16 protein-coding genes are annotated in these 18,522 nt (G+C 42.0%); 9 read left to right on the top strand and 7 right to left on the bottom strand.

The window, feature by feature from the left end:
* Positions 1–117: 117 nt before the first annotated feature.
* From galT to B5F08_RS05235, 3 genes are all read right to left on the bottom strand, one after another.
* Entirely contained in the window at positions 118–1,620 is a 1,503-nt protein-coding gene (galT, locus tag B5F08_RS05225) for a UDP-glucose--hexose-1-phosphate uridylyltransferase (RefSeq protein WP_087377086.1), read from the bottom strand.
* A 179-nt stretch (positions 1,621–1,799) separates the two neighbouring features.
* Positions 1,800–3,428 carry a putative ABC exporter domain-containing protein gene (locus B5F08_RS05230; protein ID WP_087377088.1) on the bottom strand — a complete coding sequence of 543 codons (1,629 nt, stop codon included), beginning with the start codon at positions 3,426–3,428 and terminating at the stop codon, positions 1,800–1,802.
* A gap of 20 nt (positions 3,429–3,448) precedes the next feature.
* Entirely contained in the window at positions 3,449–4,159 is a 711-nt protein-coding gene (locus tag B5F08_RS05235) for an ABC transporter ATP-binding protein (protein WP_087377090.1), read from the bottom strand.
* Between the two features lie 218 nt (positions 4,160–4,377).
* On the opposite strand from B5F08_RS05235, the gene B5F08_RS05240 reads away from it, so the two are divergent.
* Genes B5F08_RS05240 through B5F08_RS05265 form a run of 6 tightly spaced genes read left to right on the top strand, consistent with a single transcriptional unit; the run spans position 4,378 to position 9,937 of the window.
* Complete coding sequence (locus tag B5F08_RS05240) at positions 4,378–5,307, top strand: AEC family transporter (protein WP_087377092.1); 930 nt, start codon at positions 4,378–4,380, stop codon at positions 5,305–5,307.
* Between the two features lie 15 nt (positions 5,308–5,322).
* On the top strand, positions 5,323–6,327 hold the full coding sequence (locus B5F08_RS05245; RefSeq protein ID WP_087377094.1) for a helix-turn-helix transcriptional regulator: 1,005 nt from the start codon (positions 5,323–5,325) through the stop codon (positions 6,325–6,327).
* Between the two features lie 30 nt (positions 6,328–6,357).
* Positions 6,358–6,960 carry a Maf family protein gene (locus B5F08_RS05250; RefSeq protein WP_087377096.1) on the top strand — a complete coding sequence of 201 codons (603 nt, stop codon included), beginning with the start codon at positions 6,358–6,360 and terminating at the stop codon, positions 6,958–6,960.
* Positions 6,961–6,976: 16 nt separating this feature from the next.
* On the top strand, positions 6,977–7,939 hold the full coding sequence (locus tag B5F08_RS05255) for a diacylglycerol/lipid kinase family protein (protein WP_087377098.1): 963 nt from the start codon (positions 6,977–6,979) through the stop codon (positions 7,937–7,939).
* A complete protein-coding gene (locus B5F08_RS05260) occupies positions 7,936–8,601 on the top strand; it encodes a response regulator transcription factor (RefSeq protein ID WP_087377100.1) in 666 nt (221 codons plus the stop codon). The genes B5F08_RS05255 and B5F08_RS05260 overlap by 4 nt, the downstream gene beginning before the upstream one ends.
* 16 nt (positions 8,602–8,617) lie before the next feature.
* On the top strand, positions 8,618–9,937 hold the full coding sequence (locus B5F08_RS05265; RefSeq protein ID WP_087377101.1) for a sensor histidine kinase: 1,320 nt from the start codon (positions 8,618–8,620) through the stop codon (positions 9,935–9,937).
* A 390-nt stretch (positions 9,938–10,327) separates the two neighbouring features.
* Here B5F08_RS05265 and B5F08_RS05270 read toward each other — a convergent pair whose 3' ends face one another.
* Both B5F08_RS05270 and B5F08_RS05275 read right to left on the bottom strand, forming a co-directional pair.
* A complete protein-coding gene (locus tag B5F08_RS05270; RefSeq protein ID WP_242968295.1) occupies positions 10,328–11,707 on the bottom strand; it encodes a citrate/2-methylcitrate synthase in 1,380 nt (459 codons plus the stop codon).
* A 29-nt stretch (positions 11,708–11,736) separates the two neighbouring features.
* On the bottom strand, positions 11,737–12,258 hold the full coding sequence (locus B5F08_RS05275) for a MarR family winged helix-turn-helix transcriptional regulator (protein ID WP_087377103.1): 522 nt from the start codon (positions 12,256–12,258) through the stop codon (positions 11,737–11,739).
* Positions 12,259–12,711: 453 nt separating this feature from the next.
* On the opposite strand from B5F08_RS05275, the gene B5F08_RS05280 reads away from it, so the two are divergent.
* From B5F08_RS05280 to B5F08_RS05290, 3 genes are all read left to right on the top strand, one after another.
* On the top strand, positions 12,712–13,701 hold the full coding sequence (locus B5F08_RS05280; RefSeq protein WP_087377105.1) for a diaminopimelate dehydrogenase: 990 nt from the start codon (positions 12,712–12,714) through the stop codon (positions 13,699–13,701).
* A gap of 621 nt (positions 13,702–14,322) precedes the next feature.
* A complete protein-coding gene (locus tag B5F08_RS13675; protein ID WP_330395805.1) occupies positions 14,323–14,574 on the top strand; it encodes a sodium:calcium antiporter in 252 nt (83 codons plus the stop codon).
* Positions 14,575–14,640: 66 nt separating this feature from the next.
* Positions 14,641–15,297, top strand: coding sequence for a sodium:calcium antiporter (locus B5F08_RS05290; RefSeq protein WP_330395806.1), 657 nt, complete (start codon positions 14,641–14,643; stop codon positions 15,295–15,297).
* A gap of 37 nt (positions 15,298–15,334) precedes the next feature.
* Here B5F08_RS05290 and B5F08_RS05295 read toward each other — a convergent pair whose 3' ends face one another.
* The gene (locus B5F08_RS05295) at positions 15,335–16,180 is read right to left on the bottom strand and encodes a DNA-3-methyladenine glycosylase family protein (RefSeq protein WP_087377109.1); all 846 of its coding nucleotides are present in this window, start codon (positions 16,178–16,180) and stop codon (positions 15,335–15,337) included.
* A gap of 509 nt (positions 16,181–16,689) precedes the next feature.
* Positions 16,690–18,438, bottom strand: a complete 1,749-nt coding sequence (locus B5F08_RS05300; protein ID WP_087377111.1) for a Na/Pi cotransporter family protein — start codon at positions 18,436–18,438, stop codon at positions 16,690–16,692.
* Positions 18,439–18,522 lie beyond the last annotated feature (84 nt).

The raw sequence follows: 18,522 nt of genomic DNA on the forward strand, positions 1-18,522 counted from the left end.
GGTTAATCTGTAAATAAAAGCTATGTGTGTCCTATTTCCTAATATAAAAAATCTGAATAAAAACAGGGAAACCGGCTTGCGATTTCCCTGTATTATAATTATTTTAAAGGTAAAAAATTATCTGACTGAGTTGATAAATCTCATGAATGCTTCTCTGCCCTCTTCTGTATCCTTGTATACGCCTGCGTCTTTCAAAACCTCAAGGAATACCTTGCCAACCTCTTCGCAGAGCATTTCGGAAACAGCGGCTTTTGTCATTGGCATATCCTTGTGGTTTTTAAGGATTTCCTCTGTCCAGTCTGCGTGCTTCTCGATATCGGCGTCGGAACGGATGTCCTTGCCCTCTACAATGAAGTCGCCCAGCTTATCAAGCTCGCCCTTAAGTCTTGATGGAAGAACAGCAAGACCCATAACCTCGATAAGTCCGATGTTTTCTTTCTTGATGTGGTGAAGCTCGTTTCTTGGGTGATAAAGACCCATTGGACGCTCCTCTGTTGTGATGTTGTTTCTCAAAACAAGGTCAAGCTCGTAGTTGTCGCCGTTCTTTCTGGCAATAGGTGTTATTGTGTTGTGGCGTTCGCCGCCTGTGTAAGCATAGATATATGCTGCCTCGTCGGTGTATTCACGCCAGTTAGCCAAAATCTTTGCGGCAAGCTCGATGATTGGAGCTTCGTCTGCGCAGGAAAGACGGATAACGGACATAGGCCACTTAACAATACCGGCGGTAACATTTTCAAAGCCCGGGAATGTAACAGGAATTTCGATAGGAGCTTTAGCCATTGCAAAGGTGTATCTTCCGCCCTGGAAATGCTCGTGGGAAAGGATAGAACCGCCTACGATTGGCAAATCAGCGTTTGAACCTACGAAATAGTGAGGGAACTGTCTTACAAAGTCAAAAAGCTTTCTGAAAACTGAGCTGTCGATTTTCATAGGAGTGTGTTCCTGGTTGAAAACGATGCAGTGCTCGTTATAGTAAACATATGGGGAATACTGGAAGCCCCAAGGTGAGTCATTGATAACAATGGGGATAATTCTGTGGTTCTGTCTTGCAGGCTTTGACATGTTTCCTGCATAACCCTCTGTCTGAGGACAGAGCAAGCACTTTGGATAAGAACTCTGAACAGCGTTTTTAGCTGCGGCAATAGCCTTAGGGTCTTTTTCCGGCTTGGAAAGGTTGATTGTGATGTCGATATCGCCGTATTCAGTAGGAGTTTTCCACTTCATATCCTTAACGATACGATATCTTCTTATGTAGTCGGAATCCTGACTGAGCTTGTAGTAATAGTCTGTAGCCTTTTCAGGTGTTTTTGCGTACTCTTCAAAGAAACGGTCGATAACCGCTGATGGACGTGGAGTCAAAACACCCATAAGCTTTGTGTCGAAAAGGTCTCTGGAAACAGTGCCGTCCTCGATAATGCCATTTTCAACGGCATAGTCAAGAATTTCGCCCAAAGTCTTTTCAAGACAAACCGGCTCTGCAGGGATTTCTGCCTCAGAGTCGAAATCTTCAACCTTGAGAATACCCAAAAGGATATTTGTGATGTAAATTTCGTCTGCCTTTTTGATAAGCTCGTTATCAAGGGCGTATTTTACAAGCTTCTTTACGGATGTTGAAATCATTGTTACCACCTCTTAGTATATTTTTCCGTTGCTGAGGATGATTTAAGAAAATCAACCGTTATTATTTAATGGTATATCATTAAATACCGATTGTCAATACAAAGGCTCAATTTTTTTGTATTATTTGTAGAAAAAAAGTCCGTGACGGATAAAGCTTTCCGCCACGGATATAAAGATAATTAAAATGGCATTTCCATGTTGTGGAGAGTGTTTTTGCAGATAAGTGCAAGAACCAGAGAAACTATAAAATTCCACAAAGCGCAGACGCAGGCTGCAAGCCACAGGGGAGCGCCGGAAACTGCGCCGATTACAAAGGCGAGAATTACTCCCGGAGCAACGGCTATAAGGGAAATCATAATAAACAGGAACATTGAAAGAGCCTGATTGCTTAAAAACCCCAAAACCCTGTCGGTGAGAATGTTCACCATGCAGTAAATACAGCTAAAGCTTGTATAAACTATTATGGAGGAGATAATCACCAACGGAGACGCCGAGCAGATTATTCCTGCCACCACAAACAGCAGAACTCCGTCAAGAAACGGCTTTATTATGCTTGTAAGGGAAGCAAAAATAAGCTTTTTAAATGGCGAATCCGGTATCATATAGATATATGGCTTTGAAAGCTCTCTCGCCCAGTCGCCGGTTACGCTGAAGAAAAGCTGCATGTAGGAAGCCATGGCAAGCAAAATAAGCATTGTAGCTTCCGAAGTCAGTACCTCGCTGTCGTCACCTGAGTAAACAATGAAAAAGGAAACAAATCCGCAGACCGCAATCATTATTATGCTGTACATATCCCAGAAAAGAACATAGCCGCTTCTGCGTCTTTCCAAAAGGTGTTTGAAAAGGAAGGTTGAAGCTCCCTTTCCCCCGTTAAGACCCTTGGAACCTATTCTGATTTTTCTGTTTTTCAGGTATGCGTCTGTGTTGTTCATACCTCTTTTCTTTACCGCCTGGCGCATTTCGTGAGAGGTTTCCGTATTTTGGAGAACATCCTCGTAGTAGTCGCAGTCGGCTTTCATAAAGAACACAAGTGACAGACCCACAACCAAAAGCATTAAAACGCCGTAAACCACAGAGGTGATAACATTGCCGCTTAAAATTCCGAATGTAAAGCCTTTCATCCAGCCGAACAGGGGGACAAACTCCGCCGCCGGTGACTTTAAAGCCCCATACAAAGAGGAAAGTGTAAATCCGTTTTGAATTACCGGTATCAAAATTAAAACCACCGGAAGAAGTATAAGGGCGTAGAGAATATATTTAGCGGTTGAAATTGCCTTTGGTTTTCCGTTTGTGGTGCTGTAAAGAAACAGAGCCACAATCTGGGATATAATCAGAAACAAAAAGAAGCTGATTATAAGTATTACCGCCTGAGCTGTTGTTAAATCGAAAATGCTTTTTGCCATTCCTCCGTACACAAGGAAGATAATAGCCATAAGCAGCATTGTGAGCATCTGTCTTACAAGTCCGAAAACCAGCAGTGATTTTGGACTTATAGGTGAACAGAACATCATGTTAACGTCGCCCATTGTAAAGAACGTGGTTCCCGATTTAAGGCCCTTTAAAATAACGGCTCCGCCCAAAAAGAACAAGAGAAGGAAATATATTCCGTGAAGTATTCCTATATCCACGCCGCTTTCGGTGAGAGTTCCCATACTTTCCGAGTAATCAGAGGAAAACAGCACATTTAAAACGGAAAAGCCTATAATAACCACAAGGAGAACAACGCCTACAAGCTTGGTTGGGTGTCTTAACAAATCCAGAAACCAGTTTTTTATGGATTTTCTGGTCATGTAAAGTATAGCTTTCATTTTCAGACCTCCCCGTTTGCTCACAAACGTGAACCCTGAGGCTCTGTGATTTTAAAGAACAAGTCCTCCAAGTCCTCGCCGTTTCTCTCAATGTCAGCCCTTGTTCTCTCTGCCACAACCCTTCCGTTCATAAGGATAAGGCATCTGTCCCAAAATTCCTCAACGCTGTCCAGCATGTGGGTGCTGACAAGTACGGAACAGCCCGCTTGTTTAAGCTCTATAAATATGTTTTTAAGCTCTTTAATGGCGTGAGGGTCAAGGCCAACAAAAGGCTCGTCGAAAAGCAGAACCTTTGGCTGAGGCAGAAGGGCGCAGCACACGGAAAGCTTTTGCTGCATACCTTTGGAAAGCTCCTTGCCCAGCTTGTCTTTTTTATCCCAAAGCTCCATTCTTTTTAAAAGTGCTTCTATTCTCTCTTTATAATTGGAAAGGCTGTAGGCTCGTGCCACAAATTCCATGTGCTCCTCAACGGTGAGAACATCGAAAGGTGCAGGTATTTCGGGAATGTAGCCGAATACTCTTTTTGCTTCAACGGTTTTGTTTGGGTGACCGTCTATAAAAATCTGTCCCTTAAAGCGCAGAAGACCTGATATACATTTTATAACAGTGGATTTTCCTGCGCCGTTTGGGCCGGCCAAAACAGCTATCTCTCCGTCGTTTACAGTAAATGAAATATTGTCATTTGCCAATACTTTTCCGTATTCTTTTGTAAGGTAGTTGATTTGTAACATATGTATGCCTCCTTTGTGGACAGTATACACCGAGTTGTTCATAAACACAAGTTAAATTTTGAACACAAACAGGAAAAAATTACGATAATATCAAGTTGAAATGACAAAAATAATTTATCAGATTGTAAACACCGTATAAAGTTGCTATAATGAATAAGAAAAAATAAAGAGAACCTCACAGCCTTTGTGGGGATAAACCATTATATGGGGGAATAGGTATGCTTGATTATTTTGTAATTGTTTCTCAACAGGTATTGATTTTGTTCATTCTTATAGCTGTGGGCTTTATCTGCGGAAAAATAAAGCTTATTGACGACTATGTAGCCAAAAAGCTCACTGATATTATTCTTATGATTGCAATGCCCTGCGTTATTGTAAACGCATTCCAGCGTGAATACAATCCGGAAATGCTTGTAAATCTGCTTATTACAGCTGTATGCGCAGTTGCAATTCATATAGTGACAATAGTTATCGCCTCTCTTGTGTTCAGAGATAAGGACGAGGGCAGAAAAAAGGTTCTGCGCTTCGGAACTATTTTCTCTAACTGCGCATTTATGTCAATTCCTTTGCAGGAAGCAGTTTTAGGCTCTGAGGGTGTTTTCTACTGTGCAATCTTTATCGGTGTGTTTAACCTCTTTAGCTGGACATACGGCCTTGTGCTTATGAGCGGTGACAAAAAACAGATGTCCGTTAAAAAGCTTGTTACAAACCCGGGAATTTTGGGCGTTGTTATAGGTGTTATCCTCTTTATCTGCTCAATAACTCTGCCTGCAATTATCGGCGAGCCTATCAGATATCTGGGAACACTCAACACTCCTGTGCCAATGCTTATTATAGGTTTCTACCTTTCACAGGTAAACTTTGTAGATGTTTTTGCAGAGAAGAAAAACTATGTGGCTTCAATTATAAGACTTTTGCTTATACCGATTATCGCTTTAGGCGTTATGTATCTCTGCGGAATCAGGGGAACTATGCTTGTTTCCATAGTTATTTCCGCTTCTGCCCCGGTTGCAGCTTCCTGCACAATGTTTGCCACAAAGTACGGCGGCGACACAATGCTTTCCGTAAGACTTGTGGCTTTGAGCACGGTTATTTCCGTAGTCACAATGCCTTTGGTTGTGGCTTTGGCAAATTCCCTTTCCGTATAATTAAGGGGTGATTTCATGGCAGGCGCAGGTACCCAAAAAAGACTGCTCTGTGTTTACCAAATATTAAGGGAATACACCGACGAGGAATACGGCATAACAATAAAGGATATCGCCCTTATTTTGGAGGCTGAATACCGGATTGTTTCGGCAAGAAGAAGCCTTTATGGTGATATAGCCGCATTAAGGGATTTCGGTGTGGATATATGTATGGTTAAAAGCCATGACACAAGGTACTATCTGGGAAGCAGAGAATTTGAGCTTGCAGAGCTTAAAATTTTAATTGACCTTGTGCAGAACTCAAAATTTATAACAAAAAAGAAAAGCGAAGAGCTTATCATAAAAATAAAGGGGCTTACAAGCCTGAGACAGGGAAGAATTCTGGAAAAGCAGGCGAACCTTAATTGCAGTCTTAAAACAACCAACGAACAGATTTATTACAATGTGGACAAGCTCCAGCACGCCATAGCCGCTAAAAAGCAGGTGGAATTTCTCTACAGCCAGTGGGTTTTGAATTTCGGTCATCTGGATATGGTGGCAAAAAGCTACAGGAAAAACGGCAAAAAATACGTGGTTTCACCATACGGACTTATCTGGAACGACGACAACTATTATCTTGTGGCCTACGACGGAAACAGCGAAAAGATAAAGCATTACCGTGTGGACAAAATGGAGCGAATAGAAATTCTTTACGGCGAGCGCACGGGGATTAAGGAATTTTTGAAGATGGATTTTCCCGACTACAAAAAGACCGTTTTCGGAATGTTCGGCGGCGAACCCCAAAAGGTAAAGATAAGGTTTGAAAACAGCCTTGTGGGAGCCGTTGCGGACAGGTTCGGAAAAGATGTTAAGATTGAAAAATATGACGCCTGCCATTTTGTAGCTGAGGTGGATGTGGTAATAAGCGGAAAGTTTTTCGGCTGGCTTTTTGCATTCGGCGACAAGGCTAAGATTATGGAGCCGGAAAAAACCGTAAAAGAGTTCAGAAAATTTGCAAAATCCGTATTAAAGCTTTATAATTAAAGTTAAATATATAATATAAGGGTGTAAAAAATGAGCTTATTCAGATTAAAAGACGGAGAAAATATTATACTTGCCTCCGCCTCTCCCAGAAGACGAGAGCTTTTAAAGCTTATCTGCGAAGATTTTAAATCCGTAAGCCCCGACGTGGATGAAACCGTTCCGGCTCAGGTGGAAATTTTGGAAAGACCTCAGTTTTTAGCTGTGAAAAAGGCGATGCATATATGCGGCTGTCTTTCCGAAAAAGCCGTTGTTATAGGCTGTGATACCGGAGTTTTTATAGATGATGAAATGCTGGGAAAACCAAAGGATGAAGATGACGCCTTTTCAATGCTTAAAAGGCTTCAGGGAAAAGACCATCTTGTGGTGACAGGCTGCTGTATCACCGACGGCACACATAAAAGGGAATTTTCAGTGACCTCCCGTGTGTTTTTCTATCCTTTATCAGATGAGGATATCAGGGACTACATAGCAACCGGCGAGCCTATGGACAAAGCCGGAGCCTATGGAATACAGGGAAAAGGAAGTCTGCTGATTGAAAAAATCCAAGGGGATTATTTTAACATTGTGGGACTTCCCCTTTCCGCTCTTGCAAGGGAGCTTAAAGCTTTCCTGAGAGAAATCAAAAATTCCTGAAACAGCGGAGGTGACTATGGAAACAATACATCTTTTTATAGTAAACCCCGTTGCCGGAAAAAAGGACATGAGCGGCGATATTTCCCGAAAAGCCCAAAATCTCGGTATTGAAAACTGCTTTATAGAGATTACAAAGGGAAAAAGCGACGCCTCAAGCCTTGCGGAAAAATGGGTCAAAGAAAATCCCGATAAATTTATAAGAATTTACGCCTGCGGAGGAGACGGAACCATAAACGAGGTTATCAACGGAGTATACAAATATAAAAACTGCGCCGTTGGCGGTATTCCAATAGGAACAGGCAACGACTTTTTGAGAACATTTGAGGAATTTCCTCTCAATGATTTTTTAAACCTTGAGAAAATGACAAAGGGAATTGAAAAATCAATCGACCTTATCTCCTGCGAAGGACATATAGGTATGAACGAGGTTTCCGTGGGCTATGACTGTGCCGTGGCTAAAAACGTGGTGAAGTTTAAGGACATACCCTTTGTGGGAGGCTCTCTCGCCTATAAAATTTCCCTTGTGTACTGTCTTTTTTCAAAGATGAAGCACAGGTTTAACCTTTTTGCCGACGGGAAACCAATGGGCAACAACGGAAACGACTACCTGCTGGCGGTTTTCGGAAACGGAAAATACTACGGCGGCGGAATAAAGGGTGCGCCCAGCGCAGACCCCTATGACGGCTTACTTGATTTGGTTTACATACAAAAGGTTTCCGTGCTGAGATTTTTAAGCCTTGTTTCACAGTTTATCAAGGGAAACCACCTTTCCGACAAACGCTGCGAGCCATATGTAAAAAACTGCCGCTGCAAAAGAATTGAAATAGAAACAAACGGTTTTGCGGATATCAGCGTTGACGGTGAAATCTACAGCATGTTAAACCCAACAGTTGAAATAATTGAAAATGCCATAAAGATAATTTTGCCTTGCGAAAAGGACATGACAAACACTAACTTATTTTCGGAGTTGAAAGCATGATTTATATAGTTGAAGACGATAAAGACATAAGAGAAATGGAACGATACGCCCTGAAAAACAGCGGCTTTGATGTTAAAACATTTGAAAACGGAAAAGAGTTTTTTGCAGGACTTGCCTCGGAAGAGCCTGACATCGTACTCCTTGATATTATGCTTCCCGGGGAGGACGGACTGAAAATCCTCAAAAAAATCCGTGACAACGCCGACACAGCCGGTATTGCTGTTATAATGGTAACCGCCAAGGACAGCGAGCTGGACAAGGTAAAAGGCCTTGACATGGGCGCCGACGACTACATAACAAAGCCTTTTGGCATTATGGAGCTGGTTTCCCGAGTAAAGGCAATCCTCAGAAGAACATCTCAGGAAGCCGACGAGTTCTACACCTGCGGCGACATAGTTTTAAACAACAGAAAACGCACCGTCACCGTACACGGTGAAAAGTGCGTCCTCACCTTTAAGGAATTTGAGCTTTTAAAGTACCTTATCAAAAACAAAGGCATAGCCCTTACAAGAGAAAAGCTTCTTGAAAAGGTTTGGGGTTATGATTACGAGGGCGAAACAAGAACTGTTGATATGCACATAAAAACCATAAGAAAGAAGCTTGGCGACAGCGCCGACCTTATTAAAACCATAAGAAATATCGGTTACAAAATGGAAGAATAAGTTTTTCGGAGGAAAAATGAAGCTGAAATCAAAAATTCTCAAGGACTTTATTGTGGTGGCTGTTGCGTCCGTTTTGGTGACTATGATTTCCCTGAGCCTGTTTTTCAGTCTTGCCACCTACTCTGTCATGAAAGACGACGTAAAGGATTACGGCGAAGCGGTTGCGGCATTTCTCGAAAGCTCGGAAGAAAAGGGAATTGAGCACTTTTTCGAGGATTCCGACAATTACGGCATAATAGTTGCCGATGAAAACGGGGAAATTATTTACGACAACGGCATATATGATGTTTACGAACAGAGCATAAACGCCGTTAAAAACGGTCAGTTGGAGCTGAAGGTGGGCGACAAATACTGCTACTGCCAAAAGCTTGAAAGCGGAGAAATTCTGATAATATCCCAGGAAATGGATTCTTTCTTAGATCTTTTCAACGAGTTTATCCCGGTAACGGTTTCCGTAACCCTTATTATAATCTTCGTCTGTGTGATTATCTCATCAAAGCTCACCCGTGGCATAGTAAAGCCCATAGAGGAAATGGCGATAGATATGGAAAAAGCTCCATACGACGAGCTTGTACCATTTACCGGAATGATAAAAGAGCAAAGGCAGAAGCTGGACGACCAGATGCAGAGGGTTTTGGAAGCGGGAAAAATAAGGCGTGATTTTACCGCCAACGTGTCCCACGAGCTGAAAACCCCCCTTACCTCAATTTCCGGTTACGCCGAAATGATAGAAAACGGAATGGCAAAGCCCGAGGACATGCAGGTTTTCGGAAAAAGAATACACCGAGAGTCCATGCGACTTTTAAGACTTATAGAGGATATTTTAAAAATATCACAGCTTGAAAGCAACCAGGTTCCAAAGGATTTGGAGGACGTGGACATATACGAGCTTTGCAAGGAATGCAGGGAAAGCCTTGACATTCTCTGCGAAAAGTACGGCGTTTCCATAGAATTGAAAGGTCAGACCGCAGTAATAAAGGGCAACCGTGACATGCTTCACGAGCTTATATACAATCTCTGCGACAACGGTATACGCTACAATCATCCAGGCGGAAAGGTCTTTGTCACAATAAAAAGCCCCGTTGAACAGAACGGGGTAAACGGAGTTAATTTGATTGTAGAGGACAACGGAATAGGTATAGACGAAAAACACCTTTCAAGAATTTTTGAAAGATTTTACCGTGTTGACAAAAGCCGAAGCAAGCAGACCGGCGGCACAGGCTTAGGACTTGCCATTGTTAAGCACATCTGCGAACAGTACAACGGCGCCGTATCCATACAAAGCACCTTAGGCAAAGGCACAACCATAACCGTCTTCCTCCCCTACGTCCAATGATATTTTTATATCCGACTTTTTTGTTTCCGCCTTGCAAGACTTTAGTTTGGAGATTAGCACCGTTTCAAGGCGGGCGAAACGTTAGTTTTGAAAATAACAATGGCTCTGTCACATTTAACTTTGTGGCAGAGCCATTTCTTATTATGGTGTTTAATAAAAAATAAATATAACCGTAGGGGCGCACATATTAGTGAGTCTCTATGATTGATAATTACTTAAAAGAATAATAAAACAACCATGGTCAAAAAATATTAACCATGGTTGTAACTATAATATTCAAAATCAAACCTTACCAAAAGCGAGCCATTCCAAAGACTAAACAGAAGGTCTCGCCCGACCTGTGTAGGTGTTTATTTTTTATATCCTCCCCTTGCAGGTCGGATATAAAAATTATCTTTCGGAAAGGGGGATGTATTCTTTTTCGTCGCAAACGCTCTTGTATGCAGGACGGATGATTTTGCCGGCGTTGATAAGCTCTTCCAGTCTGTGTGCGCTCCAGCCGGAGATTCTGGCTATAGCGAAAATCGGAGTGAAAAGCTCCTTTGGAAGTCCCAGCATGCTGTAAATAAATCCGCTGTAGAAGTCCACGTTTGCGGAAACGCCCTTGTAAATCTTCTTTTCTCTTCCGATAACAATAGGAGCAAGTCTTTCAACATTGCTGTAAAGGGTAAATTCTTTTTCAAGACCCTTTTCAACGGCAAGTTCCTTTACGAAGCTCTTCAGGGCGATAGCTCTCGGGTCGGAGATAGAATAAACAGCGTGACCCATACCATAGATAAGTCCGGAACGGTCGAAAGCCTCTTTGTGGAGAAGCTTCTGGAGATATACGTCGATTTCCTCTTCGTCTGTCCAGTCTTTAATCTCTCTCTTCATCTCTTCAAACATGCCCACAACCTTAAGGTTTGCACCGCCGTGCTTAGGGCCTTTAAGTGAGCTGAGTGCGGCAGCTATTGCGGAATATGTGTCTGTACCGGAGCTTGTAACAACGTGAGTTGTAAAGGTTGAGTTGTTACCGCCGCCGTGCTCTGCATGGAGAACAAGGGCAAGGTCGAGAACCTTTGCTTCAAGCTCTGTATATTTTTTATCTTCTCTCAAAAGCATGAGTATGTTCTCTGCTGTGGAAAGCTTTGGATCAGGCACATGAATTACAAGGCTCTGATTGCAGCAGTAGTGGTTGTATGCCTGATAACCGTAAACGGAAAGGAGAGGGAATACGGAAATAAGCTGCAAGCACTGTCTTAAAACATTTGATATGGAAATATCGTTTGCATTTTTGTCGTAGCAGTAAAGTGTGAGAACGCTTCTTGCAAGTGTGTTCATCATGTCGCTTGTAGGAGCTTTCATAACTACATCACGTACAAAGTTTGTAGGAAGTGTTCTGTAGGTAGCCAAAAGGTTTGTAAACTCCTCAAGCTCCTGAGCGTTTGGAAGCTTGCCGAATATGAGCAGGTAGGTAACCTCTTCAAAGCCAAATCTCTTATCTTTGAGAAAGCCCTTGATTATATCGTTTACATTTATTCCTCTGTAGAAGAGCTTGCCGTCGGTAGGAACGGTTTTGCCGTCTACAATTTTGTTCTGTCTTATTTCGGAAATGTCGGTAAGACCTGCCAAAACGCCCTTGCCGTCCAAATCACGCAGACCTCTTTTTACATCGTACTTTGTATAAAGGCTCTGGTCAATGTTGTTGTTTGCAAGGCATATATCGGCTAAAGACATAATCTGAGGATTATTATCACTGTAATCAAAAATCATTTCATTGTTGTTTGGCATTGTTATCACTCCTATTGTAAAATCAGCGGTTAAATGCTGTTTGTCTTTGATAAATTGATTCTTTCTATTTCTTCGCACATAATGCGGTTAAATGACAGGGAAAGCCTTACAAGTTCACGTATTTCATCTTTGCCCATTTTTTCTTCCACTGCTTTGTAAAGCAGTGAGGCGGTTTCTCTGTCCCGCAAATAAATCTCCCGTCCGGTATCAGTAAGGGAGATATAGGTTTCTCGTCTGTTTTTGCTGTTGGTAATTCTTCTGATAAAGCCTTTTTCTTCAAGACTGCGCAGTATTCTCGATACGGCAGGTGTTGAAACACCCAGAACCTCCGAAAGACTTGTCACATTTACACCGTTGTTGCAATGACCGTCATATTCGCCGTGTTTTCTCACAAAATATATAACCAGGTATTCGGTTTGGGAAAGCTTTCCCAGCACGGTTCCGATGTTTATCTTAGAAAATATGTGCATTGCGTTTATCAGCTTTGCCGCCTGAACCTCTTCCGGCTCAAGGGGCGTTATGTCATTTATCTGTCTTTGGACAGGTTCCAAAAGTATCACCTCGCAGTAAGTCACTGTTAACTATGTTATTATTTAATTTCATTATATATCTACAATATCACCTTGTCAAGCATATAATGATGAACAATTAGTGATAATACCGTGAAATAATATTAAATATCCGCCGTTTTTCTGTAGAATTTATATATATTTACAAATAAACTACAATAAACATTGAAACTATTGCTGTTAAAGTTTATCTTTCTTATGGGAAAACAAACACTCTTTTTTAAGTTAATTATGAAAGTTTTTTAAAACAGGATTTCATAATAGCCTTTAATTTACCGCCCAAACAGGAAAAAACAGCGAAAAAATTCAAAATATACAAAATAAATTGCAAATATCCTATTTAATTCCTTTTGGATTTGTGATAAAATATTTTCGCTGAGTGTTTTTATCACCGTGAAAATCGGTAAATAAATCTGATAAACGAGGTGCATATGTATGGAAAAAATAAAAATCGGCATTGTAGGCTACGGCAACCTTGGCAGAGGTGTTGAGCTTGCAGTAAGACAAAACCCAGATACAGAGCTTTGCGCTGTTTTCACAAGACGTGACCCAAGCACTGTAAAAATCCTCACAGAGGGCTGTCCTGTATATAAAATGGACGATATTTTGAACTTTAAGGGCGAATTGGATGTTCTCATCCTCTGCGGCGGAAGCGCTACAGACCTCCCTGTTCAGACTCCAATGCTTGCAAAGCATTTCAATGTAGTTGACAGCTTCGACACACACGCAAATATTCCTGTTCACTTTGAAGATGTAGACAAGGCGGCAAAAGAGGGTAACACCGTTGGCGTTATCTCTGTTGGCTGGGATCCGGGAATGTTCTCAATTAACAGAATTTACTCTGAGGCAATTCTCCCTCAGGGAAGCACATATACTTTCTGGGGCAAGGGCGTAAGCCAGGGCCATTCTGACGCAATCCGCCGTGTTGAGGGTGTTTTGGATGCAAAACAGTACACAATCCCTGTTGAAGCAGCTATGGACGCAGTTAGAAGCGGTTCAAATCCTGAGCTTTCCACAAGAGAAAAGCACACAAGAGAATGCTTCGTTGTTGCTAAAGAGGGCGCAGACAAGGCAAAGATTGAAAACGATATCAAGACTATGCCTAACTACTTCGCTGACTACGACACAACTGTTCACTTTATTTCAGAGGAAGAGCTTAAGAGAGATCACAGCGGTATTCCTCACGGCGGTTTCGTAATCAGAAGCGGCAAGACCGGCGAAAACGGCGAAACAAACCACATCATCGAGTATTCTTTGAAGCTTGGTTCAAACCCGGAGTTTACTTCAAGCATTTTGGTAGCTTATGCAAGAGCCGCTGTTAAGCTTGCAAAAGAAGGAAGCTTCGGCTGCAAAACAGCATTCGACATTGCTCCTGCATACCTCTCACCAAAATCACCAGCCGACCTCCGCAAAGAACTCCTTTGATTTTTAGCTCCGCCGTGCATAACTTCTGCTTGTTGATAAGGGTTCTGCACACGGCGGGCGAGACGTTAGCTTTAGAAATAACAATGGCTCTGTCACATTTAACTTTGTGGCAGAGTTTTTTTATATCCGACCTGCAAAGAGAGGATATAAAAATAAACTTCCGTTTCAGGTCGGGCGAGTCTTTTGTTTCCGCCTTGCAGGACTTTGCTTTGAAAATGGACGTCATTTCAAGGCGGGCGAAACCTCTCCCTAAGTCTTTGGAATGGCTCGCTCTCGGTTGAGTTTGAATTTTAATATTTTATAATCTACAGCCATGGTTTTATTTTTGAATCATGGCTGTTTATTTATGTCGCTATAATCTGTCTCTATAATATATAGTTCTATAAAAGAAAAATAAAGAAACAAAAAACATAGTTGACAAACGTTGAAATATTTGATACATTACATTATATAAAAGGGAGTAGCTGCACAATGTGTTTGCGGTGCGACATGCCCGATGTTTTCCTTTAAAAAGGTTAATGTCCGTATCGTAATTGAAAGCAAGACTTTTATTGTATAATTTCAGTTATGCAATAAAAGCCTTGCTTTTTATTGTGTGCAAAAAAGAAAGGTGAAGCAGAAATGATGTTAGTATGGAACATTTTGCTTTTGGTTGCAGGATTTGTTCTGCTTATCAAAGGCGCAGATTTCTTTGTTGTGGGCGCATCAAGAATTGCCCAAAGATTCGGAATACCGGAAATTGTAATAGGACTTACAATCGTGGCATTCGGAACAAGTGCACCGGAGGCGGCAATAAGTATCAGCGCCGCAGTTCAGGGCAACACGGGAATAGCAATAGGAAATATTTTAGGCAGTAACATTTTAAATATATGAATTATTTTAGGAATTACCGCCTGTATAGCAAATTTGCCGGTAGCAAAAACCACGGCAAAATATGAAATGCCCTTTGTAATTTTTGTTTCCGTAGTGCTTTTGGTTTTGGCTGTAACAGCAGGAGAGCTGAACACATTTGCAGGAATTATTCTTTGGGTTTTATTTATAGCCTTCTTTGTTTACCTTATAGTTATTTCCAAAAAGGGCGGAAATAAGGAAATTTCCGACGCCGACGAAAGGGAGATAAAAGAGGTAAGAAAAAAAGGCGGAGCAAAGGCTGTTTTAATTGCAATAGTTATGACCTTGGGAGGACTTGCCGCAGTTGTAATAGGAAGCAACCTGGCAATAGACGGAGCGACCTACATTGCAAAATTCTTCGGAATGAGCGACCGACTTATTGGACTTACAATAGTTGCCTTGGGTACATCACTGCCGGAGCTTGTAACCTCTATAACCGCCGCGAGAAAGGGCAACACCGATATTGCAATAGGAAATATTGTTGGAAGTAATATTTTCAATATTCTTTTTGTGCTGGGAACCACCGCACTTATCGCCCCTGTTCCATTTGAAAGCAAATTTATAGTGGACGGTGTTGTGTGCATAGCTTCCGCCGTTATGCTTTTCCTCTTTGTTCTCAACAAGGACAGAAAGCTGAAAAGAAGCGGAGGCATAGTGATGCTCTTATCCTACTCCGCATATTTTGTATATCTCCTTGTTTCATAAAAAAATTACGCCATGCATTTTTGCATGGCGTTTTCTTTTAGTTTTTTTCCGTCAAAAGGTCGGGATGCATACGGCTGTAGTGGAAAATGTACTGCTGGGCAATTCCGGCATATTCTCCGAAATCCTCAGGGGTCAATTCCGGGAACAAAACCTTCATTGCACGTTTCATCCACACATCAAGAGGAAAGCTTTCCACCCTGTGCATACCGAAAAGCAATGTGCAGTCTGCAACCTTTACCCCAACTCCCACGATTTTCATAAGCTCTTTTCTGGCTTCCTCATAGGGCAATGTTCTGCATTTTTCTAAGTCAACTTCTCCGGAAGCCACTTTTCTTGCTCCGTCTATAAGGTATCTGTTTCTAAAGCCTGCACGCAGCGGAGCTAAGTCCTCTTCGCAAAGACTTGAAAGCTTTTCAATGGTTGGAAAGGCGTAATCCGTGTCGTTTATCTTTTCGCCGAAATTTTCACAGAGCCTTTGAACTATTCCCTTTATTCTTTTTATGTTGTTGTTTTGTGAGATTATAAATGTGCAGAGTGCCTCAAAGGGTTCCTGTCTTAAAATTCTTATTCCCGGAGCATAGGAGGCTGCCTCTTTTAATATCGGGTGTATTTGGCTTATGTCGTCTCTGATTTTTCCGTAGTCCAGTGTTAAATCAAAGTAGTTTTCCCAGATGTTTTTAAAATCTTCCAGTGTGCAGTTGTCGATTTTTAAAATATCGCCGTTTAAGCTTACGTCAACCGCCTTGTTAAAAGCCACGCCGTGAAAGCTTCCGTCCTCACGCTCAACCCAGCGAAAGCTCTGTCCGCAGTCCAGCGTTTCACGCAGGTCTAAATCCCTTACGCCGTTTATAAGAACACTGTTCCCCTGCTGTGTTATTTCCATTTTTTTCACCCTTTTTCGACTTTATGTTTCTAATATTATATATAAGATTTATTGAATAATTGTTCTGTAAAAGAAAAATAAAGAAATGGAAATTATCCAATCCAGCGCCGTAGCGATGTTGTGTTACCTGATGCACATGATAGTGCGCCTCTACGGTGCATAGTTCTTTAAAAGAAAAACAAAAACAGCTATGGTCATTTCAGAACCATAGCTGTAAAAGTAATATTCAATTAAAATCAAACAAGCCGAGAGCGAGCCATTCTAAAGACTTAGGAAAAGGTCTCGCCCGACCTGTGTAGGCGTTAAAATACAATATAAACCCTTGCAGGTCGGAAATAAAATAAATCTAACCGAGAGTGAGCCATTCCAAAGATTAAAGAAAACGTCTCGCCCGCCTTGAAACGATGTTTATTTCCAAATTAAACCTTTACAAGGCGGAAATAAAAGACTCGCCCGCCTTGAAACGACGTTTATTTCTAAGCTAAACCCTTGCAAGGCGGAATTAAAAATCACATTTTGAGGTATTTTTGACGGTAGCTTTCGTATTTCTGACGGTAGTTGTCGCCGTTCTTTCTTACATCGTGGGAATAGATGTGAGTTTCAAGACGGTCGTCGGCAACTTCAATCATGTATGCAGCTACGTTTGCACAAAGGTCGCTTACACGCTCAATGCTTGAAAGCAGGTCTGAGAAGATGAAGCCAAGCTCTATTGTGCATTCGCCGTTTTGCAGACGCTTGATGTGATGCTTCTTCATCTTTGCCTTGATGTCGTCGATTGTCTGCTCCAAAGGCTCGATGTCCTGAGCAAGGATAAGGTCACGCTTGTTGAGAGCGATAACTGTTGTGGAAAGGATTTCCTTTGTTGCTGCGATGAGATGTTCAAGCTCTTCCTGTGCTTCAGGTGAGAAAGAAACCTTTTTGTCGTGAAGCTCCTTGGCAACCTTGAGAACGGAAACAGCGTGGTCGCTGATTCTTTCCAAGTCTCCGATACTGTGAAGCATACCGGCAACAATGTTGCTGTCATCGCCGGAAAGGCTCTTTGCGCTGAGCTTTACAAGATAAGTTCCCAGAATATCCTCGTACTGGTCAACTTTCTTTTCACCGTTTAAAATATCGGTTTCTTTCTGGGGGTCAAAATTCTTTATGCAGGAAAAAGCCTTAAACATTATATTTTTTGAAATTTCAGCCATTTCAGCTGTAAGTCTCATGCTGCGCTCTGTAGCGATAGCAGGTGTGTTGAGAAATCTTTCGTCGAGGAAAGGAGCGTCGCCTGTAGGCTTGTCCTCTTTGATTGTAAGTGTTGCCAGCTTAACAAGAAACTTGTTAAACGGCAGGAGAATTGCGGTTGCAATAACGTTGAATGAGGTGTGAACAATAGCTATGCCGGTTCTTGTGATAGTGCCGTTTACGAAATCAAAACTAAACAGAGCGTTTAATCCATAGAACAGCAGGGAAATTGCCACAACGCCAACTATGTTGAAATAAAGATGGATAAATGCCGCACGCTTTGCATTTTTCTTTGCTCCGATACAGGAGATAAGAGCGGTGGCACAGGTACCTATGTTCTGTCCGAGGATAATCGGGAAAGCACCGCCGAAGGAGATAGCTCCTGTTGCAGACAAAGCCTGCAAAATACCGACAGATGCGGAAGAACTCTGGATAATAGCTGTCAAAACAGCGCCGGCAAGGATACCGAGGATTGGGTTTCCTGCGAACATAAGGAACATCTGGCTGAACCAAGGAGCGTTTGCCAAAGGCTTAACAGCTGCGCTCATTGTTTCCATACCTGCCATAAGGATTGCAAATCCGATTACGATGCTGCAAATGTCCTTTGTCTTTTGTTTCTTTGAAAACATTGTGATTGCAATAGCGATAAATGCAAACAAAGGAGCAAAAGTACTTGGTTTAAGCATTTGCATCAAAAGACCGTCGCCTTCAATGCCGGTAAGGCTCAGAAGCCAAGCGGTTACGGTTGTACCGATGTTGGCACCCATAATAACGCCCACAGCCTGACCGAGCTTCATAATACCTGAGTTAACGAAGCCAACGACCATTACCGTGGTGGCTGAGGAACTCTGAATAACAGCTGTAACTGCTGCACCAAGCAGAACTCCTCTGAAAACGCCGGCGGTAAGCTTTTCAAGTGTTTTTTCAAGCTTTCCGCCGCCGACCCTTTCAAGACCTTCGCCCATTATGTTCATTCCGAAAAGGAAGAAAGCAAGGCCTCCCAAAAGGGCAATGATTGATAAGATATCCATTTCTACCATCCTTTTATACTTTTTTGGTGTTGAAATCATTTTCTATTATGAGGTTAGCAAGTAAAAAGAATGTTATCTGTTTGT

Origin of the sequence: Anaeromassilibacillus sp. An172 (genome assembly GCF_002160515.1) — a bacterium.
Classification (GTDB): domain Bacteria; phylum Bacillota; class Clostridia; order Oscillospirales; family Acutalibacteraceae; genus Limousia; species Limousia pullorum.